Source organism: Streptomyces sp. NPDC051913 (assembly GCF_044593635.1).
Taxonomy (GTDB): Bacteria; Actinomycetota; Actinomycetes; order Streptomycetales; family Streptomycetaceae; genus Streptomyces.
Window position 1 is genome coordinate 642,408 of the sequence record NZ_JBIUCI010000002.1, and the last position, 25,354, is coordinate 667,761.

19 protein-coding genes are annotated in these 25,354 nt (G+C 72.4%); 14 read left to right on the top strand and 5 right to left on the bottom strand.

Features of this window, described 5'->3' with window-relative positions:
* The first annotated feature begins 14 nt into the window (after nt 1-14).
* Together ACIHIX_RS08105 and ACIHIX_RS08110 are read left to right on the top strand one after the other, a co-directional pair.
* Entirely contained in the window at nt 15-695 is a 681-nt protein-coding gene (locus ACIHIX_RS08105) for a response regulator (protein WP_399951461.1), read from the top strand.
* A 92-nt stretch (nt 696-787) separates the two neighbouring features.
* Nucleotides 788-1,972, top strand: coding sequence for a cytochrome P450 (locus tag ACIHIX_RS08110; protein WP_399951464.1), 1,185 nt, complete (start codon nt 788-790; stop codon nt 1,970-1,972).
* A 65-nt stretch (nt 1,973-2,037) separates the two neighbouring features.
* On the opposite strand, the gene ACIHIX_RS08115 is transcribed toward ACIHIX_RS08110, so the two are convergent.
* Nucleotides 2,038-3,039 (bottom strand): Gfo/Idh/MocA family oxidoreductase, encoded by a 1,002-nt coding sequence (locus tag ACIHIX_RS08115; RefSeq protein WP_399951466.1) that lies wholly within the window; start codon nt 3,037-3,039, stop codon nt 2,038-2,040.
* Between the two features lie 129 nt (nt 3,040-3,168).
* Here ACIHIX_RS08115 and ACIHIX_RS08120 point away from each other — a divergent pair, with 129 nt between their 5' ends.
* From ACIHIX_RS08120 to ACIHIX_RS08160, 9 genes are all read left to right on the top strand, one after another.
* Entirely contained in the window at nt 3,169-3,906 is a 738-nt protein-coding gene (locus ACIHIX_RS08120; RefSeq protein WP_399951957.1) for a GntR family transcriptional regulator, read from the top strand.
* A gap of 150 nt (nt 3,907-4,056) precedes the next feature.
* Entirely contained in the window at nt 4,057-5,205 is a 1,149-nt protein-coding gene (locus ACIHIX_RS08125) for an ROK family glucokinase (protein ID WP_399951469.1), read from the top strand.
* A complete protein-coding gene (locus ACIHIX_RS08130; RefSeq protein ID WP_329333014.1) occupies nt 5,202-5,786 on the top strand; it encodes a sugar kinase in 585 nt (194 codons plus the stop codon). The genes ACIHIX_RS08125 and ACIHIX_RS08130 overlap by 4 nt, the downstream gene beginning before the upstream one ends.
* 97 nt (nt 5,787-5,883) lie before the next feature.
* Nucleotides 5,884-8,712 (top strand): SNF2-related protein, encoded by a 2,829-nt coding sequence (locus tag ACIHIX_RS08135; RefSeq protein WP_399951473.1) that lies wholly within the window; start codon nt 5,884-5,886, stop codon nt 8,710-8,712.
* Entirely contained in the window at nt 8,709-10,913 is a 2,205-nt protein-coding gene (locus ACIHIX_RS08140; RefSeq protein WP_399951476.1) for an SWIM zinc finger family protein, read from the top strand. The genes ACIHIX_RS08135 and ACIHIX_RS08140 overlap by 4 nt, the downstream gene beginning before the upstream one ends.
* 123 nt (nt 10,914-11,036) lie before the next feature.
* Nucleotides 11,037-12,062, top strand: coding sequence for a hypothetical protein (locus ACIHIX_RS08145; protein ID WP_399951479.1), 1,026 nt, complete (start codon nt 11,037-11,039; stop codon nt 12,060-12,062).
* Nucleotides 12,063-12,174: 112 nt separating this feature from the next.
* Nucleotides 12,175-13,482, top strand: coding sequence for a 4-carboxymuconolactone decarboxylase (gene pcaC / locus ACIHIX_RS08150; protein WP_399951482.1), 1,308 nt, complete (start codon nt 12,175-12,177; stop codon nt 13,480-13,482).
* 79 nt (nt 13,483-13,561) lie between these two features.
* A complete protein-coding gene (locus tag ACIHIX_RS08155; RefSeq protein WP_399951960.1) occupies nt 13,562-14,197 on the top strand; it encodes an MBL fold metallo-hydrolase in 636 nt (211 codons plus the stop codon).
* Nucleotides 14,198-14,227: 30 nt separating this feature from the next.
* Nucleotides 14,228-15,010, top strand: coding sequence for an exodeoxyribonuclease III (locus ACIHIX_RS08160; protein WP_329332992.1), 783 nt, complete (start codon nt 14,228-14,230; stop codon nt 15,008-15,010).
* Between the two features lies 1 nt (nt 15,011).
* Here the strand turns inward: ACIHIX_RS08160 and ACIHIX_RS08165 are convergent, their stop codons facing one another.
* A complete protein-coding gene (locus tag ACIHIX_RS08165) occupies nt 15,012-16,757 on the bottom strand; it encodes an SGNH/GDSL hydrolase family protein (protein WP_399951485.1) in 1,746 nt (581 codons plus the stop codon).
* A gap of 189 nt (nt 16,758-16,946) precedes the next feature.
* Here ACIHIX_RS08165 and ACIHIX_RS08170 point away from each other — a divergent pair, with 189 nt between their 5' ends.
* Nucleotides 16,947-17,354, top strand: coding sequence for a DUF6278 family protein (locus ACIHIX_RS08170; protein WP_399951488.1), 408 nt, complete (start codon nt 16,947-16,949; stop codon nt 17,352-17,354).
* 132 nt (nt 17,355-17,486) lie between these two features.
* Nucleotides 17,487-18,230: an amino acid ABC transporter ATP-binding protein gene (locus ACIHIX_RS08175; RefSeq protein ID WP_399951491.1), complete on the top strand. Its 744-nt coding sequence runs from the start codon at nt 17,487-17,489 to the stop codon at nt 18,228-18,230.
* 166 nt (nt 18,231-18,396) lie between these two features.
* On the opposite strand, the gene ACIHIX_RS08180 is transcribed toward ACIHIX_RS08175, so the two are convergent.
* The gene (locus tag ACIHIX_RS08180; RefSeq protein WP_399951494.1) at nt 18,397-19,965 is read right to left on the bottom strand and encodes a CocE/NonD family hydrolase; all 1,569 of its coding nucleotides are present in this window, start codon (nt 19,963-19,965) and stop codon (nt 18,397-18,399) included.
* 116 nt (nt 19,966-20,081) lie between these two features.
* Nucleotides 20,082-20,840, bottom strand: a complete 759-nt coding sequence (locus tag ACIHIX_RS08185) for a hypothetical protein (RefSeq protein WP_399951497.1) — start codon at nt 20,838-20,840, stop codon at nt 20,082-20,084.
* A 144-nt stretch (nt 20,841-20,984) separates the two neighbouring features.
* Between ACIHIX_RS08185 and ggt the strand changes: the two genes are divergently transcribed.
* The gene (gene ggt, locus ACIHIX_RS08190) at nt 20,985-22,772 is read left to right on the top strand and encodes a gamma-glutamyltransferase (protein WP_399951500.1); all 1,788 of its coding nucleotides are present in this window, start codon (nt 20,985-20,987) and stop codon (nt 22,770-22,772) included.
* On the opposite strand, the gene ACIHIX_RS08195 is transcribed toward ggt, so the two are convergent.
* A complete protein-coding gene (locus ACIHIX_RS08195) occupies nt 22,767-25,310 on the bottom strand; it encodes an ATP-dependent Clp protease ATP-binding subunit (RefSeq protein WP_399951503.1) in 2,544 nt (847 codons plus the stop codon). The genes ggt and ACIHIX_RS08195 overlap by 6 nt on opposite strands.
* Nucleotides 25,311-25,354: the final 44 nt, after the last annotated feature.

The following is a 25,354-nucleotide window of genomic DNA, read 5'->3' on the forward strand; positions in this document are numbered from 1 at the left end:
ATTACGTAAGCCCCATGACCGCGATCAGACTGCTCCTCGTCGACGACGATCCGCTGGTGCGGGCCGGCCTGTCCCTGATGATCGGCGGTGCCGACGGCATCGAGATCGTCGGGGAGGCGGCCGACGGCAGCGATGTCGAGGCGCTCGTCGACCGCACCCGTCCGGACGTCGTCCTCATGGACATCCGCATGCCGTCCGTGGACGGCCTCACCGCCACCGAACGCCTGCGCGCCCGCCCGGACGCCCCGCAGGTCGTGCTCCTGACCACCTTCCACGCCGACGACCAGGTGCTGCGCGCCCTGCGCGCGGGCGCCGCCGGGTTCGTCCTGAAGGACACGCCGCCCGCCGAGATCGTCGACGCGGTCCATCGGGTCGCGGCCGGCGACCCCGTCCTGTCGCCCACCGTCACCCGGCAGTTGATGCGGCACGCGGCCGGCACCGCCGCCGACACGCGCCGCACACGCGCGCGTGCGCGCATCGCCGCCCTCAACGACCGCGAACGCGAGGTGGCGGTGGCCGTGGGCCGGGGCCTGGCCAACGCCGAGATCGCCACGGAGCTGTTCATGAGCGTCGCCACCGTCAAGACCCACGTCTCCCGCGTCCTCGCCAAGCTCGACCTCAACAACCGGGTGCAGATCGCCCTCCTCGCCTACGACGCGGGACTTCTGGACGAATCGGGCGAGGACAGGCCCTAGCGGGCACTCGCGGGCGCTGCCGAGCGTTGTGGGGGCAACGGGAGGCGGTGAGAGCTCCCGGGCGCGTTGTGGGGGCGACGAGGGGGACCGGGATGACCGAAGTGATCGACCTGGGGGAGTACGGGGCGGCGTTCCGCACGGACCCGCACCCGGTGTACGCGCGACTGCGCGCCCGTGGACCGGTGCACCGCGTCCGGCTGCCGGTGCCCGACGCCCACCACGAGACCTGGCTGATCGTGGGGTACGAGGAGGCACGCGCGGCGCTCACCGACCCGCGCCTGTCCAAGGACGGCCGCAGGATCGGCGTGACGTTCCTCGACGAGGAACTGATCGGCAGGTACCTCCTGGTCGCCGACCCGCCCCAGCACACCCGGCTGCGCTCCCTGGTCTCCCGAGCCTTCACCCTGCGCCGCGTCGAGGAACTCCGCCCCAGGATCCGGCAGATCACCGACGACCTGCTGGACGCGATGCTGCCGCAGGGCCGCGCGGACCTGGTGGAAGCGCTGGCCCACCCCCTGCCCCTGACCGTCATCTGCGAACTCCTGGGCGTCCCCGAGATGGACCGCACGGAGTTCCGGAAGATCACCAGCGAGGCCGTCGCCCCCACCAGCGCCGAGAGTGAGTACGACGCGTTCGTCCGGCTCGCCGAGTACCTCACCGAGCTCATCGCGGCCAAGACCTCCGCAGGACCCGGCGGCGACCTGCTCGGCGACCTCATCCGCACCACCGCCGAGGACGGCGACCGCCTCTCCCCGGAGGAACTGCGGGGCATGGCCTTCATCCTGCTGATCGCGGGCCATGAGACCACGGTCAACCTGATCACCAGCGCGGTGTACGCCCTGCTCACCCACCCGGACCAACTCGCCGCCCTGCGCGCCGACATGAGCCTGCTCGACGGTGCCGTCGAGGAGACCCTGCGCTGGGAGGGCCCGGTGGAGAACGCCACGTTCCGGTTCGCCGCCGAGCCGCTGGAGATCGGCGGGACGCGGATGGCGCGGGGCGACGCGGTGATGGTCGGCCTCACCGCAGCCGACCGCGACGGAGCGCGCTACCCCGCTCCCGACCGCTTCGACATCCGCCGCGACACCCGGGGCCACCTGGCCTTCGGCCACGGCATCCACTACTGCCTGGGCGCCCCACTGGCGCGCGTGGAGGCCCGTACGGCGATCCGCGCGCTGCTGGAGCGAGCGCCGGAACTCGCCCTCGACGGCCCCACCGGCGAGTGGCTGCCGGGGATGCTGATGCGGGGGATGCGGAGCCTTCCGGTGCGGTGGTGACCGGGGGAGGGGCTCCGCCGGCCCAGTGCTCCGTCAGTCCCGTGCCTCGTCAGCCCCGTGCTCCGTCAGCCCAGTCCCTCTCCCAGCCGCACCGGCCGCCGCTCCCGCCGTGACACTTCGCACGCCTCGGCGATCCGCAGCGCCTGCAACGCCTCGCGCCCGTCGCAGGGGTTGGCGCGCTCCCCCCGGACCACCTCGACGAACGCGTTGAGTTCGGCCTCGTAGGCCGGTCCGAACCGCTCCAGGAACCCTTCCCACGGCTTGTCGGCGGCCGGGGGACCCGTCGGCTCGGTGGACGCGATCGGGGTGCGGTCGTCGAGGCCGACCACGATCTGGTCGAGCTCCCCGGCGAGTTCCATGCGGACGTCGTAGCCCGCCCCGTTCAGCCGGGTCGCCGTCGCCGTGGCGAGCGTGCCGTCGTCGAGGGTGAGGACGGCCGCGGCCGTGTCGACGTCGCCCGCCGCGCGGAACATCGCGGGCCCCGCGTCGGATCCGGCCGCGTACACGTCCACGACCTCCCGTCCGGTCACCCAGCGCAGCATGTCGAAGTCGTGGATCAGGGTGTCCCGGTACAGCCCGCCGGACAGCGGCAGCCAGGCGGCCGGCGGCGGCTCCTGGTCGGAGGTGAGCGCCCGTACGGTGTGCAGCCGCCCGAGCCGTCCCGATCGCACCGCGTCGCGCGCGCCCGCGTAGCCCGTGTCGAAGCGGCGCTGGAAGCCCATCTGGAGGACCGTCCCGGCCGTCTCGACCTCGTCGATGGCCTGCAGCGTGCCGGGCAGGTCGAGCGCTATCGGCTTCTCGCAGAAGACCGGGAGCCCCGAGCGCGCTGCCCGACCGATCAGTTCGGCGTGCGCCGACGTCGCCGTGGTGATCACCACCGCGTCCACGCCCCACTGGAAGATCTCGTCGACCCCGGGGGCGGCCGTCTCCCCTAAGCGGTGTGCCAGCTCCTGTGCCCGTGTGCCGTCGGCGTCCGTGAGGATCAAGGACCCGACGTCGCGATGACGGCTGAGCGTCCTCGCGTGAATGGTGCCGATCCGGCCGGTACCGATGACCCCGATGCGCATGTGAACAAAATGTGGTCGCGGACCACTCGCTGTCAATGCATATGTCCGGACAATCGAACTACACAACTTCCCGTCAACCGGCCACGCGGCTACGCTCGGCCCGTGCCGAAACCAGATGTGGACCCGACCGTGACACTCGACCTCAGCGTGGACCGAAGCAGCCCGGTGCCGTTGTACTTCCAGCTGTCCCAGCAGCTGGAGGCCGCGATCGAGCACGGAACGCTCACCCCCGGCAGTCTGCTCGGCAACGAGATCGAACTCGCCGCGCGCCTCGGCCTGTCCCGGCCGACCGTCCGCCAGGCCATCCAGTCGCTCGTCGACAAGGGCCTGCTCGTCCGCCGTCGCGGGGTCGGCACGCAGGTCGTGCACAGCCAGGTCAAGCGCCCGCTGGAGCTCAGCAGCCTCTACGACGACCTGGAGACGGCCGGACAGCGCCCGGCGACCAAGGTCGTCGTCAACACCCTCGTCCCGGCCTCCGCCGAGGTCGCGGCGGCCCTCGGCGTGGCCGAGGACAGCGATGTACACCGCATCGAGCGGCTGCGCCTGGCACACGGCGAGCCGATGGCGTACCTGTGCAACTTCATCCCGCCCGGCCTGCTCGACCTGGACACCGCCCAGCTGGAGGCCACCGGCCTGTACCGGCTGATGCGCTCCGCGGGGATCACCCTGCACAGTGCCCGCCAGTCCATCGGCGCCCGCGCCGCCACCACCACCGAGGCGGAGCGGCTCGTCGAGGAGACGGGCGCGCCGCTGCTCACCATGCAGCGGGTGACCTTCGACGACACCGGCCGCGCCGTCGAGTTCGGCACGCACACGTACCGGCCGACCCGCTACTCCTTCGAGTTCCAGCTGCTCGTGCGCCCCTAGGGAGCCACCGGGGAGGCCCTCGCCCGGCGCCGCAGGCCCGCTTGAGCCGGGGTGACTTGGTCGCAATGTCCGGACAAAGTGACCGACCTGAACCTCGTCTATGTTTCCCCGTACGGCACCCGTACCGACGGTGAGGCAGAATCGAGGCCGATGAGCACCTACGGCAACTTCAGCGCCCCGATCGGCTCCCGCCGCGCCCCGGCCCTGCGCACGGTCGGCACCCGCGAGCGCCGCTCACACCTGACCGCACCCCGCGTGCCCACCGTGGGCATCGACATCGGCGGCACCAAGGTGATGGCGGGAGTCGTCGACGCCGACGGCAACATCCTGGAGAAGCTCCGGACCGAGACCCCGGACAAGTCCAAGAGCCCGAAGGTCGTCGAGGACACCATCTGCGAGCTGGTCCTGGACCTCTCCGACCGGCACGACGTGCACGCGGTCGGCATCGGCGCGGCCGGCTGGGTCGACGCCGACCGCAACCGCGTCCTGTTCGCCCCGCACCTGTCCTGGCGCAACGAACCGCTGCGCGACCGCCTCGCGGACCGCCTCGCCGTGCCCGTCCTGGTCGACAACGACGCCAACGCCGCGGCCTGGGCCGAGTGGCGCTTCGGCGCGGGCCGGGACGAGGACCACCTCGTGATGATCACGCTGGGCACCGGCATCGGCGGCGCGATCCTGGAGGACGGCCAGGTCAAGCGCGGCAAGTACGGCGTCGCGGGCGAGTTCGGCCATATGCAGGTCGTCCCCGGCGGCCACCGCTGCCCGTGCGGCAACCGCGGCTGCTGGGAGCAGTACAGCTCCGGCAACGCGCTGGTGCGCGAGGCCAAGGAACTCGCCGCCGCCGACTCGCCGGTGGCGTACGGGATCATCGAGCACGTCAAGGGCCAGATCGGCGACATCACCGGCCCGATGATCACGGAGCTGGCCCGCGAGGGCGACGCGATGTGCATCGAGCTGCTCCAGGACATCGGCCAGTGGCTCGGCGTCGGCATCGCCAACCTCGCGGCCGCCCTGGACCCCTCCTGCTTCGTGATCGGCGGCGGTGTCTCCGCGGCCGACGAGCTGCTGATCGCCCCCGCGCGGGACGCCTTCAAGCGCCAGCTCACCGGGCGCGGCTACCGCCCCGAGGCGCGCATAGTCCGAGCCCAGCTCGGCCCCGAGGCCGGCATGGTCGGCGCGGCGGACCTGGCGCGGCTGGTCGCCCGCCGCTTCCGGCGCGCCAACCGGCGCCGCGTCGAGCGGTACGAGCGCTACGCGCGGTACACGGAGGCCCGCCGCACGACCCGGGAGTCCCTGTGACGGCCTCGCTGCCACGCCAGGCGGCCCACTCCCCGGACGAGCCGCCCCGGCCGACCGAGGACCGCCGCCACCGCAACCGCCGCCGCGCGCTCACGCTGCTCATCATCGTGCTGCTCATCGGCGTCCCGGCCGGCTATCTGGTGATCTCCGCCAACCAGAGCCGCAACAGCGGCAAGGACAAGGAGGCGAAGTACTCGGCGACCGGCCTCACCGCCGGGTACCCGTCGAAGGTCCAGCGCCGGCTGTACCAGGTGCCGGTCCCGCACCCCGCGGACCGGATCGCGTACTACGAGACCAACAACTGGAAGACCAGCCGCCTCTACGTCCAGTTCCGCACCTCCAACGCGGGCCTGGACACCTTCCTCGCGGGCGTCGGCGTCGGCCGCGACGACCTGAAGCAGGGCGACATCACCATCAGCGCCCGCGACCAGAAGATCACCGGCTGGTCCTTCACCGGCCCCGGCCCCTGGGCGGGCCTGGTCCACAAACAGAAGAACCCCGCGCCGACCCAGGACATCGTCGTGAACACCGCCGACCCGGCCAACCCGATGGTGTACGTCGTCTCCCGCACGGTTCCGTAGGCGGGGGCGCGGCCCGCCGCCGGAGCCGATTGTCAGACCCCGCCCGTAGAGTCGTAGACGTCTGATCCGACACACGGGTGGGGAGGTGGCAGGACGTATGAGCGACACGGTCACGGCGGTGGCCGACCGGGCGACCCAGCCGCTCTCCGCGCGCCTCGCCGCCGTCTTCCTCCCCGCCCCGCTCCCGCGCGAGGGCCGGATGGCCTTCTGGGACCCCGAGGACGGCCCCCTGCCCGACGGAGCCGACGGTCGCACGGACCTCACCGTCGTACGACGGCACGGCGCAGGTGTCCGTCGGCGTACGGCCCCCGCGCTCACCGTCCCCCTCGCCGAGGCCCTGCCCCTCCTCGTGCGCGCCCGGCGCGACCCGGCCGCCCATCCCGCCACCGCCTGCTGGGGCGCCGCCGCCCTGCACGCGCTGCGGCTCACCGCGCGCGGCCGGCTGCTGCCCGGCCTGACCGCCACGGGACATGACGCCTGGCGGGCCGGCCCCCTCGACCCGGACGACATCGCGCATCTGCGCGCCATCGCCGCCGCCCTGCCGGCCGAGGGCCATGCCGTCCCGCTGCCCGGCCCCGGCCCGCTGCGGCTGCCCGAGCCGGAAGCGCTGATGCGCGCCTTCCTGGACGCCGTCGCGGACACCCTCCCGCGCACCCCGGCCGCCCCGTTCGCCTCCGGCAGGCCCTTCGCCGACCGCCGCCCGCAGCAGCTGCCCGGTGCGCACGACTGGGCCGCGGAGGTCGCCGCCGGCATGGACGCGGGCGTGCGGATCTCGCTCCGCCTCGACCTGTCGGCCTATGAACTGTTCGACACCGGTGACCAGGTCCGCAGCGCCGGTGCCGCCATCGTCCAGGTGCACAGCCTCGCCGACCCCACCCTCGTCGCCGACGCGGCGGCCCTGTGGGCGGGCGAGGCCGACGCGGTCTTCGGGCCCCGCGCGCGCGTCGACGCCGCCCTCGCCGTGCGGCGCGCCGCCCGGGTCTGGCCGCCCCTGGACCGGCTCGCCGAACAGGACGTCCCCGACGTACTGGCCCTGTCCGAGCACGAGTTGGGGGAACTGCTCGGTGTCGCCGCGACCCGGCTCGCGGCGGCCGGGGTCGCCGTGCACTGGCCCCGGGACCTGGCGCACGACCTCAGCGCCGCCGCCGTGGTCCGACCCGCCCCGGGTTCGGCGACCGACGGCACCGGCTTCTTCGAGAGCGAGGAACTCCTCCAGTTCCGCTGGCAGTTGGCGCTCGGCGACGACCCGCTCACCGAGGCCGAGATGGACACGCTCGCCGAGGCCCACCGGCCCGTCGTCCGGCTGCGTGACCAGTGGGTGCTGGTCGACCCGGCGCTCGTCCGCAAGGCCCGAAAGCGCGAACTGGGCCTGCTCGACCCGGTCGACGCGCTGTCCGTCGCGCTCTCGGGCACGGCGGAGGTCGACGGCGAGACGGTGGAGGCGGTCCCGGTCGGCGCACTGGCGGCCTTGCGGGACCGGCTGACGGCGGGCATCCGCCCGGCGGAGCCGCCGCCGGGCCTGCACGCCACACTGCGCGACTACCAACTCCGGGGCCTCGCCTGGCTGGACCTCATGACCACCCTCGGCCTCGGCGGCTGTCTCGCCGACGACATGGGCCTGGGCAAGACGATCACGGTGATCGCGCTGCACCTGCGACGCGCCCGCACCGAACCCACCCTCGTGGTCTGCCCGGCCTCGCTCCTCGGCAACTGGCAGCGGGAGATCACCCGTTTCGCACCGGGCGTCCCCGTCCGCCGCTTCCACGGCCCCGAGCGCAGCCTCGACGACCTCGACGGCGGCTTCGTCCTGACCACCTACGGCACCATGCGGTCGACGGCCGCGCGGCTGGCCGAGCAGCAGTGGGGCATGGTCGTCGCGGACGAGGCACAGCACGTCAAGAACCCGTACTCGGCGACGGCGAAGGCCCTGCGCACGATCCCGTCGCCCGCCCGCGTCGCCCTCACCGGCACGCCCGTGGAGAACAACCTCTCCGAACTCTGGGCCCTCCTCGACTGGACGACACCAGGGCTCCTCGGCCCGCTCAAATCCTTCCGCGCCCGCCACGCACGCGCGGTCGAGAACGGCGAGGACACGGAAGCGGTGGAACGGCTGGCCCGCCTGGTCCGCCCCTTCCTCCTGCGCCGCAAGAAGTCCGACCCCGGCATCGTCCCCGAACTGCCGCCCAAGACGGAGACGGACCACCCCGTCCCGCTCACCCGCGAACAGGCCTCCCTCTACGAGGCGGTCGTACGCGAGTCGCTGTACGCCATCGAGACGGCGGACGGCATCGCCCGCAAGGGCCTGGTCCTGAAGCTGCTGGGCGCGCTGAAACAGATCTGCGACCACCCGGCGCTGTATTTGAAGGAGGACGCCGGTGGCGCCGAGCGGCTGGCGCTGCGCTCCGGCAAACTCGCCCTGCTGGACGAGCTGTTGGACACGGTCCTCGCCGAGGACGGCTCGGCGCTCGTCTTCACCCAGTACGTCGGCATGGCCCGTCTGATCACCGCCCACCTCGGCGCCCGCGCGGTCCCGGTCGACCTGCTGCACGGCGGCACGCCGGTGCCGGAACGCGAACGCATGGTGGACCGGTTCCAGGCCGGCGCGACACCGGTCCTCGTCCTCTCCCTCAAGGCGGCGGGCACCGGCCTGAACCTCACCCGCGCGGGCCATGTCGTCCACTTCGACCGCTGGTGGAACCCGGCCGTCGAGGAGCAGGCGACCGACCGCGCGTACCGCATCGGCCAGACCCAGCCGGTCCAGGTCCACCGCCTCATCACCGAGGGCACGGTGGAGGACCGCATCGCCGAGATGCTCGAAGCGAAGCGGGCCCTCGCCGACGCGATCCTGGGCTCCGGTGAATCGGCCCTGACGGAACTGACGGACCGCGAACTGACCGACCTCGTCTCCCTGCGGAGGACGCCATGACCGCGCGCCCGGCCGACGAGGCCCGCCGCGCCCTGCGGGAGGCGCGCGAGGCCCGGCAGCGGAGAGCCGCGGAGGAGGAGGCGGCACAACGCGGGGGACATGAGGGCGGCGCCGCGATGCCGCGACGAAGCTCCGACCCGGTGGACGGTGGGGCGGGGGCGGAGCAGGACGTTCCGTTGCGGGACACGGCCGGAGCCGGCGGGCCGACGGACCGCGGGCCGGAACCGCAGGATGCCTACGGCGTGCCAGACGCCGGGCGGGTGGAGACTCGGGCCGGCTCCGGTGTGGGCGATCCCGGGCAGGCGGAGCCGCAGGGCGCCCCCGCGGTTGGTGGGACCCAGCGCGCGGCGCCCGACAGCGGGTCCGGCGTGGGGGAGGGCCCGGCAGGTGCGGCGGAGAACCCGGCGGGTGCGGCGGACGCGGCCGACGGTTCCGTCGGCGAGGACCCGCCCGCGCGCCCCGCCGACCGTGCGCGGGAGGCGTTGCGGGCCGCCAGGGCGGAAGCGCGGCGTGCCGTCCAGGTGGAGGGCGTGACCGAGGCTGCCGCGAGCAGACGGCACACGTCGCAGCGGCCGGCCCCTCGCACGCCCGGCTCCCCGCCCGGCGGACGAGGCGGCGGCCGGCGCGCGCGTGACCTCCGGGCTCTGATCGGCGACGCCTTCCGTATGCCCGAAGACGGGAACGAGCCGACCGAGCCCGGCGACGGCGACCCCCAGGCCGTGCAGGGCGGTTCGGCTGGTCCGGCGTCCTCCTACGGCGAGACCCCGACGGAGACATCCGCCGCGCCTGCCGCACCCTCGCCCGACCCGGCCACGGCACACACCTCCACTCCACCGACGCCCGCCACCAGCACCCCGCCCCGCACCCCCGCCGAGCCCCGTCCCTTCGCCACGCCCTCCGACTCACCGACCTCGACCCCCCGCCACCCCCGCTCCATGGCCGCCCCCGGCCGGGACGGTGAACTCCGGCGTACCTTCCCGGCGTTCGGCTCCCGTGCCCCGGGCGGTGAGCACGGCTTCGCCGAGACCTGGTGGGGCAATGCGTGGGTCACGGCGTTGGAGGAGGGGGCGTTGGACGCGAAGCGGCTGGCACGCGGGCGAGGGTACGCCGAGCAGGGGAACGTCGACGCCATCACCGTGACACCCGGCCTGGTTCTCGCCTATGTGCAGGGGAGCCGTCCTCGCCCCTACCGCGTCCAGGTGCGGTTGCGCACGCTCGACGACGAGCAGTGGGGGTGGTTCCTGGACGCCGCCGCCGAGCGCCCGGGCCACATCGCCGCGCTCCTCGACAAGGAGATGCCGCATTCGCTGGCCGAGGGCCGGGTGCGACTGCTCCCGGGGCCCGGAGAGCTCGACCCGCACTGCAGCTGCCCGGACCGCGGACACCCCTGCAAACACGCCGCCGCCCTCTGCTACCAGACCGCCCGACTCCTCGACGCCGACCCCTTCGTGCTGCTCCTGCTGCGCGGCCGGGGCGAGCGTGAGCTGCTCGACACCCTCTCCCGGCTGAGCGCCGCCCGCGCGGCCCGCGCCGCCCAGGAGAAGGGACCGGCGCCGCTGCCCGGCGTACGCGCCACAGAAGTCCTCACGCCCCGTCAGCTTCCGCCGCTCCCGGCGCCGTTGCCCGTGCCCGCGCACCCCGAGCAGTCCCCGGTCTACCCGGCGGCCCCGGGCGGCCCCGACCCCTTCGCGCTGGACCAGCTGGCGACCGACGCCGCCGCCCGCGCCCACGCCCTGCTCGGCACCGGCCGTGACCCGGTCGCCGAACTGACCCTGTGGCAGGACGCGGTACGGCTCGCCGCGGCCCGCCCCGGTTCCGGACTCACCGCCACCACCCGGTCGTTGTACGCCTCGCTCGCCTCCGCCGCCGACCGCACCCCGTCCGACCTGGCCCGCGCGGTCGCCGCGTGGCGGCAGGGCGGGTTCGAGGGACTCGCCGTACTGGAGGAACCCTGGGACCCGCCGGCCGGCCGCTTCGACCGGGCCCGCCCACTGCTCCTCGCCGCCGACCTCCCGGCCTTCCGCCCCTGGCGCAACCACCTCACCCACCCCCGCGGCCATGTCCAACTCCGCCTCGGCCGCGACGGGTTGTGGTACGCGTACGAGTCCGACCCCGGCGCCGACGACTGGTGGCCCCGCGGCACGCCCGACCTGGATCCGGTCGGAGCCCTGACGGGTCTGGGTGCTTCGGCGGAGAGTTGACCTCGTTTCCGCACCATCTCGCCACAAACCAGGTGACGGCAGTGGACACATCAGCCACTACACTGCCGCGATGTCGCCGCGCGACACGGCGAACTGACAGCGGAACACCTCGGGGGAACAGAGATGGCAACGGGCGGATGGGGCCCCGGCACGGGCCCGGGACAGGCGGGACACCCCGGCGGCAACCCGAACGGCGGCCAGGGCTGGGGCCCGCCGCCCGGCCCGCCGACGAACAACCCTTATGGACTCCCGCCCCAGGGCGGTCCCTACGGACCACCGGCGCCGCCACACCCGTACCCGCCGCAGAACCCGTACCCCTACGTGCCCCCGGCCCCGACGCCCGGCCGATTGCCACGCCGTCGCAGCCGGCTGTGGTTCCTGTCCCTGCCCTACCTCACCGCCGTCATCATCCGTTCCGCGCACCGCGTCGCCACCCGGCTCTTCGTGCAGGCGGGCGACGATCGCATCCAGGACCGCACCGTGGATCGCGTCCAGGTGGCCCGCACCGTCCTCGGCGCCGCCGCCACCGTCGTCCTGTTCCTCGTCTACGGCGCGGACAAGGGCGGCTGGGAGGACGCGGCGGCCGGCAGTGCCGCCCAGGCGCTCGTCGCCCCGGTCCTGCTGATCGTCGGCGGTCCACTGGTCATCCTCGGCTTCATCTACTACGCGCCCCCGCATCTGCGACCCCACCTCCGCTCCCGGCTCCGGGTCCCGCTGAAGGCGGTCGGCTGGTATGTGACGACCGTGGTAGTCCTCGGCGGAACCCTTTTCGGAATCTCCCTGTTGGCCAAGACCGACCTGCACGGCTGGCAGGGGTTCGTGGTGGGGCTGGCGGGACTGGCCGCGCTGGCCTGGGGTCTTCCCTTCTTCGTCCTGGCCTCGCTCTACTCCGCGCGCAGCGCTTTCAACACCGGCCACGTCCATCCGATGCTGCCGCCCGTGGTGACGATGGTGTTCGTGTGGGTGTTCGCGATCTTCAACCTGATCGACAGCGGGATGCCGGCGCAGGGCCCGCCCGGCGTTCAGCTCTGCTCCCTGCTGGGCGGCCCGGTGTCGGTGACCGTCGTCGCGCTCTGGGAAATGCGGCGCATGCGGACCCGCTACGGCGTGGCCGTCCGAGGTACGGCCCCCGCCCCCGGTTTCCCGTAACGCGCCCGTCGGTGAAGACGATGTGAGGGTTCGCCGTCGATGTGCGGGAGCCAGGTGTGGGGACTGGGGGCCCAGGGGCCGGGCGCTCAGAAACGGCGGTTAGCGTGGAGCGGTGAGTGAGACGCAGACCCCCGCCCTCCAGTACCGCCTCGACGGCCCGGACGACGCCCCGGTCCTCATCCTGGGCCCCTCGCTCGGCACGACCTGGCACATGTGGGACCGGCAGGTGCCCGAGCTGGCCAAGCAGTGGCGCATCTTCCGGTTCGACCTGCCGGGCCACGGCGGCGCACCCGCCTACCCCGCGGGCTCGGTCGGCGACATCACCGCCCGGCTGCTCGCCACCCTCGACGGCCTCGGTGTGCAGCGCTTCGGCTACGCGGGCTGCGCGCTCGGCGGTGCGATCGGCATGGAGCTGGCGCTGCGCCATCCGGAGCGGATCGCGTCCCTCGCGCTGATCGCGACCTCGCCCCGGTTCGGGACGCCGGACGAGTTCCGGCAGCGGGGCGTGATCGTGCGGACCAACGGGCTCGACCCCATCGCCCGGTCGTCCCCCGACCGCTGGTTCACCGGCGGGTTCGCCGCCGCGCAGCCCGCGATCACCGACTGGGCCGTGCAGATGGTCCGCACCACCGACCCCGGCTGCTACATCGCGGCCTGCGAGGCCCTCGCCGCCTTCGACGTACGGCCCGAGCTCGGTCGCGTCGGGGCGCCGACCCTCGTCCTCGTCGGCTCCGACGACCAGGTCACCGGCCCCGCGGAGGCCCGCACGCTGGTCGCCGGGATCCCCGACGCGCGCCTGGCCGTCGTACCGGGTGCCTCGCACCTCGTACCGGTGGAACAGCCCGCGGCCGTCACCGACCTCCTGGTCCGGCACTTCTCCACCGCCTGGCAGCCCGCCTACGACTCGACGACCGGCCAGATGGCGATCCCCGCGGCCCCCGTCAAGCCGGTCCTGGCCGCCCCGGGGCCGCCGCCCCAGGTCGTGCCGATCGCCGAGATCGCCCCGGCCGCCCCGGCACCCCTGGTCATGGGCGGCCGGCCCGACCCGTACGACGCCGGGCTCAAGGTGCGCCGTGAGGTCCTCGGCGACGCGCACGTGGACCGCGCGCTGGCGCAGGCCGACGACTTCTCCGGCGACTTCCAGGAGTTCGTCACCCGCTACGCCTGGGGCGAGATCTGGGACCGCCCGGGCCTCGACCGCCGCTCCCGCAGCTGTGTCACGCTCACCGCGCTGGTCGCGGGCGGCCACCTGGAGGAGCTCGGCTTCCATGTCCGGGCCGCGCTGCGCAACGGCCTCACCCCGGCCGAGATCAAGGAGGTGCTGCTCCAGGCGGCCGTCTACTGCGGCGTCCCGGCGGCCAACAGCGCCTTCAAGGTGGCCCAGCAGGTCATCCGCGAGGAGACCACCCCCGAGGAGTGAGTACCTCAGCCGGGCAGCGGGACCACCAGGCTGAGTCCGCCCAGGTGTCCTTTCCAGGGGGCAGGATGGTGCCATGACCATGAAGCTCACGAAGAAGTCGCACGCCTGCGTCCGTCTGGAGAAGGACGGGCGCACGCTCGTCCTCGACCCGGGCATGTTCAGCGAGGAGGACGCCGCCCTCGGCGCGGAGGCGATCCTCGTCACGCACGAGCATGCCGACCACTTCAGCGAGGAGCGGCTGCGCGCGGCCATGGAGGCCGACCCGGCGACCGAGATCTGGACCCTGAGCTCCGTCGCGCAGAAGATCTCCGCCGCTTTCCCGGGCCGGGTGCACACCGTCGGCCACGGCGACACGTTCACCGCCGCGGGCTTCGACGTCCAGGTCCACGGCGAGCTGCACGCCGTGATCCACCCGGACATCCCGCGCATCACCAATGTCGGCTACCTGATCGACGGCGGCCGGGTCTTCCACCCGGGCGACGCCCTGACCGTCCCCGACCACGCGGTGGAGACGCTGATGCTGCCGGTCATGGCGCCCTGGAGCAAGATCTCCGAGGTGATCGACTACGTCCGCGAGGTCAAGCCACAGCGGGCGTACGACATCCATGACGCCCTGCTCACCGACCTGGCCCGCCCGATCTACGACAACCAGATCGGCGCGCTCGGCGGGGCGGAGCATCTGCGTCTGGCGCCGGGGGAGAGCACGTCGGTGTGAGTGTCAGTGGGGCCCGGTAGGTTGTCAGGCATGCGCATCGCGACCTGGAACGTGAACTCGATCACCGCCCGCCTGCCGAGGCTCCTGGCCTGGCTGGAGAGCAGCGGCACGGACGTGCTCTGCCTCCAGGAGGCCAAGCTGGCCGAGGAACAGTTCCCGTTCGACCAGCTGCGCGAGGCGGGCTACGAGGCGGCGGTCCACGCGACCGGCAGGTGGAACGGCGTGGCGGTGATCTCCCGAGTAGGCCTGGAGGACGTCGTCAAGGGCCTGCCCGGCGACCCCGGCTACGACGGCGCCCCCGAACCCCGCGCGATCTCCGCGACCTGCGGCGGCGTCCGCGTCTGGTCGGTGTACGTGCCCAACGGCCGCGAGGTGGACCACCCGCACTACGCCTACAAGCTCCAGTGGTTCGAGGCCCTCAAGGCGGCCGTCGCCGGTGACGCGGCGGGCAGCAGGCCGTTCGCGATCCTGGGTGACTACAACGTGGCACCGACGGACGACGACGTCTACGACGTGGCCGCCTTCGAGGGCCTCACCCATGTCACCCCGGCCGAGCGGGCGGCCCTCGCCGCCCTCCGCGAGGCCGGCCTGTCGGACGTCGTCCCGCGCCCCCTGAAGTACGACCACCCCTTCACGTACTGGGACTACCGCCAGCTCTGCTTCCCCAAGAACCGCGGCATGCGCATCGACCTGGTGTACGGCAACGAGCCGTTCGCGAAGGCCGTCACCGACGCCTACGTGGACCGCGAGGAGCGCAAGGGCAAGGGCGCCTCGGACCACGCACCGGTGGTCGTGGACCTGGACGTCCCGTAGGTCACAGCAGCGTCAGGTCCACCGCCCCCGCGAGGGCGGCCAGCCCCGCGTCCCCCGGATGCAGGTGATCCCCGCTGTCGTACGCGGGCAGCATCCGCGCCGGGTGGGCCGGGTCGCGTACGACCCCGTCGAAGTCGAGGACGCCGTCGAACGCGTCGGTGTCCCGGATCCAGACGTTGACCCGGACCCGCTCGGCGTCGACGGCGGCCGTGCAGCGCGCCTCGCCCTCGCAGGGCAGGATCGTCGCCGCCAGCATCCGCAGCCCCCGCTGATGCCCCCGGTCGGCGAGTTCGCGCAGCCCGGCGATCACCTCGTCGGCCGTGGTGCCCCAGCGCACGTCGTTGACGCCCTGGAAGACGACCGCCGTACGCGCCGACGTCTGGGCGAGGACGTCCCGGTCGAAGCGGTGCAGGGCGCTCACCCCGCCGGTGTCGGTGGAGACACCGTCGCCGGGGTAGCGGTCGGTGACCACGCGGTTCGCGGAGATGCCCTGGTTGAGCACGCCGTAGTGCGGGACCTCGTCCTGGGCGAGCAGCCGGTCGGCGAGGACGTCCGGCCAGCGCCGGTCGGCGTCGGCCGTGGACTTCTCCCCGTCGGTGATCGAGTCCCCGAGCAGCACCACCGACCCGGGCCCGCCGCCCACGTCCACCCCGGTCAGCAGCGGCCAGCTGGTCAGGACGCCGGTGTACGCCGCTCCCGAGCCGTCCGCCGCGTGGTCGCCCGCCTCGCTGACGTACGACCGCTGCCGCGCGAGCCGGTGCACGGGCGCCGCCGTCACCGTTCCCGGCAGATGGAAGCTCACCAGCAGACTGCTGTCCGGCGGCACGTCGAAGTCGAGCGGATCGCTGAACACCTGTGCCCCGGCGGCCACCTCGACCCCCGCCGCACCCCGGAAGCCCGCCGCCACCGGCAGGTCGCGCGCCGTCGCGCCCGCCGCCTGGAGCGCCACGGTGACGCTCCCGATGCGCACCGGTGTCGCCGCGAAGGTGTTGTCGAACCGCAGCCGCACCCGGGGCCCGCCCACCGAGGTGTGCACGACGAGCCGCAGCGTCCGGTCGCGCCACGGCCCCACTTCCGGATACCCGGCCGTCGCGGCGGCCCAACTCCCCGTCCAGCCAGGTGCGGTGGCCCGCACGGACACCGCGAACACATGCAGATCCGGCGAGTTGGGCAGTCGCACCGACGCGACCCGGCGACCGCGCACGAGCGGCACGGTCACGACGTACAGCCGTACGGTTTCGGCGAGTTGCCCCCCCGGCGTGTTCAGGTGCGGCAGTGCCACGAACTTGGTGGCGAGCGGGCCGGTCCGCCAGTCGGGTGCGGTCAGGCGGTACGAGGAGGCCGTGCCGTCCGTGTACGACACCTTCCCCGCGCCCGTGACATCGGATCCCGACGTGGCCGCCGTCAGGAAGGCGAGCGCGTCCCCGCGCCCGGTCACGCGCACCGACTGTCCTGCGGCCCGTACGTTGTCCGGCTCGCCCGGCTTGCGGCGGGGCCACGTCAACCGCGCCCCCTGCAAGGTCAGTGTGCGGCCCGGCGTCCAGCCCGCCGCCGTCAGGTCCCGCGCGGACAAGGAGGCGCCGGAGCCGTCGAAGTCCGCCTCGCCGGGGCGCGCGTCGGCACTCACGGCCGTGTTGTCGAAGAGCCGCTCCAGCGGCAGGGGTTCCGTGGCTCTGCGCACCGGCGCGGCCTGCGCGGGAGCGGCCGGCGTCAGCGCCGTCAACAGCGCGAGCACGAGCCCGGACATGCGAACACCTCGACGCACCTGGTTCCCCCGTTCACGACCGGTCAGGACGAGACGTGTGACGCACGGCGAAGGTAGGGAGGCCGGGATGACCCGTCAACGCGCCATGCGCGAACTCGGCGTGAAGTCGCCCGGAATCGACTGCCCGCGCGCCTGTGGTGCGCACGCGGGTGCGAATGACACGCTGGGCATATGAAGATCCCTTTTCTGGGCAGCCGACGCAAGGAACCCGGGGCGCACGACGCCGAGGGCATCGCGGAACTCCTCGCCGAGTGCGAGCTGCTGCGCCGACAGGCGGCCCGGTCCGGAGTCCAACTCGACGACACCGCCGCCTCGTTGGAGGCCCTCGACCAGCTGGTACCGCGCTGGCGGGACGACGCCGAGGTGCTGGAGTGGCTCGGCAACGACGCCGGGCTCTATCTCGGGACGGTGATCGTGCGGACCGTGCCGGGCGCCGTGTGGGGGATCCGTGCCGACGGCCAGCCCGTGATCCGCCTCGCCTCCGGCCGGGAGTTCGACGTCGTCGCCGACGGTCATGAGTGGGCGGCGAGCGGAGTGCCCGAACTCTCCCAGCTGTACGCCGAGGTGGCGGAGGCGTAGGGCAGGCGGCGCGCACATAAAAGGGGCGTAAATACGGCTAATGCCCGAAAAGTGCGTGTCGTGCGCTCGCTCCGGGCCTGCCTGGATAGTTTGCGGCAATCGCGACACAGCTGAGAGTGGGTAGGGCTGGGCATGGCCGTCGATCCGTTGATCGAGCTGCGTGACGTCAACAAGTACTACGGGGAGCTGCATGTCCTGCAGGACATCAACCTCACCGTCGGCAAGGGGGAGGTGGTCGTGGTCATCGGCCCGTCGGGGTCGGGGAAGTCGACACTGTGCAGGACCATCAACCGGCTGGAGACCATCCAGTCCGGCGAGATCCAGCTGGAGGGGCAGCCGCTGCCGGAGGAGGGCAAGGCCCTCGCCAGGCTCCGCGCCGAGGTCGGCATGGTCTTCCAGTCCTTCAACCTCTTCGCCCACAAGACGGTCCTTCAGAACATCTCGCTGGCCCAGGTCAAGGTCCGCAGACGGAAGAAGGACGAGGCCGACCAGCGCTCGCGCCAACTCCTGGACCGGGTCGGCCTCGCCGACCAGGCCGACAAGTACCCGGCGCAGCTCTCCGGTGGCCAGCAGCAGCGCGTGGCCATCGCCCGCGCCCTCGCCATGGAACCCAAGGCCCTGCTCTTCGACGAGCCGACCTCGGCCCTCGACCCGGAGATGATCAACGAGGTCCTCGAGGTCATGCGGCAACTCGCCCACGACGGCATGACCATGGTCGTCGTCACCCATGAGATGGGCTTCGCCCGCGCCTCCGCCAACCGCGTCGTCTTCATGTCCGACGGCCGCATCATCGAGGACCGTGCCCCCGACGCCTTCTTCACCCACCCCGAGACCGACCGCGCCAAGGACTTCCTCTCCAAGATCCTCAAGCACTGACCAGGGAGCGCCGCGCCTCGCACCTCGACTACGCTGTGCCGTTCATCGCCGATGACGGCGATCTCGCTGCTACCGGGTGGCGGTCCCCCCGGTCCCCCCACGGCCCCGAGGCCGTAGGGGGTGGCAGCTCACAGAAGCCATACCCGCCCGGCGCGTAGGCCGGAGATCACTGCTCGCGCAGCGGGATCGACACGTACGACGGGTCGGTCGCCGGTGAGGAGAAGGTCAGCTGCGCGCCGGACGGGTTGTGCTCGATGTAGAGCGGGTCGACCGTGTCGACGACCAGCGCCAGACGGTGCCCCGCCGGGACGTCGTAGGCCGTGGAGTACAGCTCCAGGTCGAGGCCGAACGACGTGCCGGGCGTCCGTCCGTGGAAGGTGTACGGCGCGTGGGAGACCAGCTTGCCGAGGCCGAGCGGCCCCACGTCGTAGAGGTAGGCGACGAGGGTGCCGCTCTCCTTCGTCGGGGTGACCGTCGTGTGCAACTCGGCGGTGCCACGCACCTGTTGGGCCGTCGCGTACTTCTCCGACTGCCACACGGCCGCCCAGCGCCGGGGAAGCAGGGGGATCGAGGCGACCGGGGGGAGCTGGGCGACCTGGTCGAGGATGCTGGAGAGGAAGACGACTCCGCCGTCGGCCCCGGAGTCGACGTTCGTGTGGATCGTGGTCGTGCCGGACAGGGCGAGCTTCCTCGTCGTCGCGCCGACCGACTTCCAGTCCGGGTAGCCCTCGTAGCCGCCGGTGGAACGGGACTTGAGCTGGACCGGCTGCTCCTTGTCGATGCCGTTCGCCGAGCCCTTGAGATAGCGGTCGAACCAGCGCTCGGTGTCGGTCCACACGTCGTTGGGCAGCCCGAACAGGCCCGTCAGCTCGGCGGTCGCGTGGTCGCCGGGGCGGAACTCCAGTCTCTTGGGGCCGGTCAGCTTCTCGTAGAAGTCCGCGTACTGGTTGGGCGGGAAGATCGAGTCGCCCCAGGCGTTGGCCATCATGACCGCCGCGCCGTTCTTGTTCAGCTGATCCACATATGTGGCGGCCGAACGTTTCTTCCCCCAGTTGAGCATGTCCTGTTCCTTGGACAGGTTGGAGGCGTAGAAGTTGTCGAAGATCTCCCGGAGTTCGGCGCTCTGCCGGCCCGTGACGACACTCGCCCCGTCCAGCAGCCCGGCCGCCTGGACGTGTTGCGTACGGCCCGAGTAGATCGAGTCGATCAGATCGGCCCAGCCGCTGAGCGCGGCGACCGCCTTGACGCGCTTGTCGTGGGCGGCGGCGAGCAGGCTGATGCCGGCGCCGTAGGAGACGCCGCCCATGCCGATGTGCGCCGCGTCGGCGGGGGTGTTGGCGAGCGCCCAGTCGATGACCTTGGAGGCGTCGGTTATGTCGGGCGGGCCCGCGACTTCTATCCGTCCGCCCGACTGCCAGAAGCCGCGTACGTTGTAACTGACCACGATGTAGCCGGAGTTCGCGAGCTTCTGGGCCTGCGCCAGATACTCGACCTGGGGCAGGCCCCAGCTCGTGGGGAACACGATCAGCGGATAGCGCCGCGAACCGTCCGCGCCGGCGGGCGTGATGACGTTCGCCTTGAGCACGGTGCCGCCGTCACCGGTGATGTCGACGAACCGTACGCCCCCGGTCGAGGCCTGGGCGGCCGGGGCGAACCCGAGGGCGCTACCGGCGATCAGCGTCGCGGAGACGGCGCCCACGGCGGTCGTGCGCAGGGCCTTGCGATGGTGTCCCACGGGTCACTCCTCACTCGTGTCAGTGCAAAGTGACCAGACGGTAACCTCGGCCGTTTACCCGAGGTAACCCGTCGGTAAGTTACGTGCCAGTAACGATTGTTGTCATGTGAATGAATTCAGGAGGCGCGGTGTGAGTTCCGGGGAGCCGCAGGCGTGGGCAGCGGGGTCTGGGCCGCCCGGGTCACGTCCGCGACCAGTTCGGCGACATCGGGGCCGTACGCCTGTGAGTTGACCACCTTGAGCAGCAGTACGAACGAGCTGTTTCCGTGCTTGCGGGCCAGGCGTTCGTGGTTGCGGGCCAGATAGCGGGTGGCGGCCTGGTTGGTGATGGCGGTCTGGCCGCAGAACAGGAACACCGGCCGGCTCTGGCCCGGCTGTCCGGCCGTGAGCCGGGCCAGCAGCACGTGTTCGCTCTGCCCCTTCTCCATCCGGTAGCGCTCGCTGCCGATCTGGAAGGCCAGCCGGTCCGGCCCCGGCTCCGGATCGAGGTTCACCCGCACCCCGGGCAGCATGGCGTGCATATGGGCCGCCATGCGGCGGTTGGAACCGGGCCCGCCCACGCAGAACTCCGTCCGCTCCCCGAAGCCCTGCCGCGCCGCGTCCTGGGTGATCACATCGGCGTGCGCGCCGCAGTCCTTGATGAGCGCGGAGAGTTCGAGGAGCGCGAAGACGTCGTAGCGGTGCACCGCGAGGTCGGGGCTGGCCGCGTCCCGGTTGACGACGAGCAGCGACTCCGAGTTGTCGGGCAGCCCGAAGAAGGCCTGCTTGCGCCGGAGTTTCCGCTTCCACAGATAGGTGCGGGCCAGCCAGCCGAGCGCGGCACTGATACCGGCGGCCAGCACGCCCAGGACGATGTTGCGCACGTCGTCATTCATGGGCGCGCATGCTAGCGGGCCCGGATGGCTGGTACGTACCCGTGTTCGATGTGTGGCGATCTCATGACAGCTGCCCTGAATGGGGCTGTCGAGCCCCCCGTGTTGTGGTTACGCTGCGCGGACGGTCCTGGCCTGGAGGTGCGCATGCGTCGCCCTGTCGCGCGGAAACTGTCGGTCCTGGCGGTCTCGGCCGCCGTGGTGTCAGTAGGGGCCGCGGCACCGCCGACGCCCGCGACCACACCACCGAAGGTGCCCGTCGCCGTCGGCTACGGCGGCGCCGTCGCCAGCGTCGACGCGGACGCCTCCGCGGCCGGCATCGAGGTGCTGAGAAAGGGCGGCAACGCCGTCGACGCCGCCGTCGCCACGGCCGCCGCGCTCGGCGTCACCGAGCCCTACTCCTCCGGCATCGGCGGGGGCGGCTACTTCGTCTACTACGACGCCAAGTCCCGTACGGTGCACACCATCGACGGCCGTGAGACCGCCCCGCTCACCGCCGGCTCCGATCTCTTCCTGGAGAACGGCCAGCCCCTCGCCTTCGCCGACGCGGTGACCAGCGGTCTGAGCGTCGGCACTCCCGGTACCCCCGCCACCTGGGCGACGGCGCTCGACGAGTGGGGCAGCAGATCGCTCGGCAGCGTGTTGAAGCCCGCCGAGAAGATCGCGCGTGACGGCTTCACCGTCGACGACACCTTCCGTGCGCAGACCGCCCTCAACGAGACCCGCTTCCGCTACTTCCCTGACACGGCGAAGCTGTTCCTGCCGAACGGTGCCCTCCCGGTCGTCGGCGCGACCTTCAAGAACCCCGATCTCGCCCGCACCTACGCCGAGTTGGGCAAGAAGGGCGTCGGCGCGATCTACCACGGCGACCTCGGCGACGACATCCTCGACACCGTGAACGACCCGCCCGTGAACCCGTCTTCGGGCTGGAACGCCCGCCCCGGCGACCTGTCGGAGAAGGACCTCGCCGCGTACGAGGCCAAGCTCCAGAAGCCGACCAGGACCTCCTACCGCGGGCTCGGCGTCTACTCCATCGCGCCCTCCTCCTCCGGCGGCACCACGGTCGGTGAGGCCCTCAACATCCTGGAGAACACCGACCTCTCCAAGGCGAGCGAGGTGCAGTTCCTGCACCGCTACATCGAGGCCAGCAGGATCGCGTTCGCGGACCGCGGGCGCTGGGTCGGCGACCCCGCCTTCGAGGACGTACCGACGAAGGGGCTGCTCTCGCAGCGGTACGCCGATGAGCGGGCCGCGCTCATCAAGGACGACGCGGTGCTCACGAGCCCGGTGGCGCCCGGGGATCCGCGTAACCCCGGCTCCTCGGGGACGGCGGCGCCGACGACGTACGAAGGCGAGAACACCACGCATCTCACGGTCGCCGACAAGTGGGGGAACGTCGTCTCCTACACCCTCACCATCGAGCAGACCGGCGGCAGCGGAATCACCGTTCCCGGGCGTGGGTTCATCCTCAACAACGAGCTGACGGACTTCTCCTTCGCTCCCGCCAACCCGGCTGTGCACGACCCGAATCTGCCGGGGCCGGGGAAGCGGCCGCGGTCGTCCATTTCGCCGACGATCGTGCTGGACAAGCACAACAAGCCTGTGGTGGCGCTGGGTTCACCGGGCGGGGCGACGATCATCACCACCGTGCTGCAGACGCTGACGCAGTTCCTGGACCAGCGGATGCCGCTGGTCGACGCCATCGCGGCGCCCCGGGCGAGCCAGCGTAACCAGACGACCACCGAACTCGAACCGGCCCTGTACAACAGCGACTTGAGGACACAGTTGGAGGCGCTCGGGCACGGCTTCCGGTTGAACGCCGAGATCGGGGCGGCCACCGGTGTGCAGCGGCTGCCGGACGGCAGATGGCTCGCCGCCGCCGAGAAGGTACGACGGGGCGGCGGCTCGGCGATGGTGGTGCATCCGGCGTCATAGCTCCGGGGTGGGCAGCTCGCCCTCCGTACGGAACGCGAGCTGCTCGCCCTCCACGTCCACCGTGACCCTGCCCCCCTCCTTCACCCTGCCGTCCAGCAGCAGCCTCGACAGCTGGTTGTCCACCTCGCGCTGGATCGTGCGGCGCAGCGGACGCGCGCCGTACTCCGGCTGGTAGCCGCGGCGGGAGAGCCAGTCGACCGCCGGTTCGGTGAAGGTGACCGTGATGCCCTGGGCGTGCAGCATGCGGCGGGTGCCGTCCAGGAGGAGGTTGGTGATCTGGCGGAGTTGCTCCTCCGTGAGCTGGCGGAAGACAACGATCTCGTCGATGCGGTTGAGGAACTCGGGACGGAAGTGCTCGCGCAGCGGGCGCAGGATCTGTTCGCGGCGCGCCTCCTCGTCGGCCTCCGCGCCGCCCGCGCCGAAGCCGATGCCGGCGCCGCGGCGGGTGATCGCCTCCGAGCCGAGGTTGCTGGTCATCACCACGACCGTGTTGGTGAAGTCGACCGTGCGGCCCTGGGAGTCGGTGAGGCGGCCGTCGTCGAGGACCTGGAGCAGGATGTTGAAGACGTCCGGGTGGGCCTTCTCCACCTCGTCCAGGAGGAGCAGGGAGTACGGGTGCCTGCGGACCACCTCCGTCAGCTGGCCCGCCTCCTCGTGGCCCACGTATCCGGGCGGGGCGCCGACCAGGCGGCTGACGGTGTGGCGTTCCTGGTACTCGCTCATGTCGAGCCGGACCATGCGCTCCTCGCTGCCGAACAGGGCCTCCGCGAGGGCGCGGGCCAGTTCGGTCTTGCCGACGCCGGTCGGGCCGAGGAACAGGAAGCTGCCGATCGGGCGGTCGGGGCTGGCGAGTCCGGCGCGGGAGCGCAGTACCGCGTCGGCGACGACCCGTACCGCCTCCTGCTGGCCCACGACCCGCTCGTGCAGGTGCTCCTCCAGGCCGAGCAGCTTGTCCTTCTCCTCCTGGGTGAGGCTGGCGACCGGGATGCCCGTCTGCCGGGAGACCACTTCGGCGATCGCCTCCGCGGTCACCTCCAGGTGCTGGCCCTCGTCGGCCTCCCCGCCACCGGACGCCTCGGCGATCCGCTGCTTCAACTCGGTGATCCGGTCGCGCAGTTGCATGGCCTGCTCGTACTGCTCGTCGGCGACGGCCTGGTCCTTCTCCCGGACGAGCTGCTCCACCTCGCGTTCCAGGGCGCGTACGTCCGTGCCCTTGGTGCGGGCCCGGAGGCGTACCCGCGCGCCCGCCTGGTCGATCAGGTCGATCGCCTTGTCGGGCAGCCGGCGGTCGGTGAGATAGCGGTCGGACAGCTCGACGGCCGCGGTCAGCGCCTCGTCGGTGTAGCGGACCTGGTGGTGCGCCTCGTAGCGGTCGCGCAGCCCGCGCAGGATCTCCAGGGCGTCCGCGACGGAGGGTTCGGGGACGAGGATGGGCTGGAAGCGGCGGGCCAGTGCCGCGTCCTTCTCGATGCGGCGGAACTCCTCCAGTGTGGTCGCGCCGACGATGTGCAACTCACCGCGCGCGAGGGCGGGCTTGAGGATGTTCCCGGCGTCCATGGAGGCGGCCTCGCCGCCCCCGCCCGCGCCGACCACGGTGTGCAGTTCGTCGATGAACACGATCAACTGGTCGGAGTGGGACCGGATTTCGGAGACGATGGCGGTGAGCCGCTCCTCGAAGTCGCCCCGGTAACGGGTGCCCGCGACCACGCCGGTCAGATCGAGGGCGACGACCCGCCGCCCGGTGAGCACGTCCGGCACGTCCCCGTCGGCGATCCGCTGGGCGAGACCCTCCACGATGGCCGTCTTGCCGACCCCCGCGTCACCGATGAGGACCGGGTTGTTCTTGCCGCGCCGGGAGAGCACCTCGATGGTCTGCTCGATCTCCTCGTCCCGCCCGATGACCGGGTCGATACCGCCCCGGCGGGCCAGGTCCGTCAGATCGCGGCTGTACTTGTCGAGAGTCGGGGTTCCGGTGTCGCGCGGTGCGTCGCTGCGGGCCGTCCCGGCGTCGGGCGCGGCCTCGGGCGGCAGGCCGGTCGGCGCGAAGTGGGCCGAGTTGAGGATGTGGCCCGCCGCCGAGTCGGGGTTGGCGGCCAGCGCGCTCAGGACATGCTCGGGGCCGATGTGCCCGGCGCCGCGCGACCGGGCCAGGTCGTGCGCGTCCAGCAGGGCGCGCTTGGCGGCCGGGGTCAGGGAGAGCGAGGTCGGCGGCGGGGCCTCGCCGGGCGGGTGCAGCACCGGGCCCGACCGCTCGTCGATCTCCGTCGCCAGCTCGTCGGGGTCCGCGCCGGCCCGGCTGAGCAGACTCCGGGTCGGCTCGGCGGAGAGCGCCGCCCGCAGCAGATGCTGGGTGTCCAGATCCCGGCTGCCGTGTTCGGCGGCGTACTGGGCGGCGCCCCGGACCAACTCCCGGGCGGGCTGGCTCAGAAGCTGGCCGATGTTGATCTGCCGGGGGCCGGGGCGGGGCCCGCCGAAGAAACGGGCGAGGAACTCACCGAAGGGGTCGTAGCCTTCCGGTCCGCTGAAGCCGCTGGTCATGGCCGTTCCCATCCGGCGTCCCTGCGGGGCCCGGGACGCCCTCG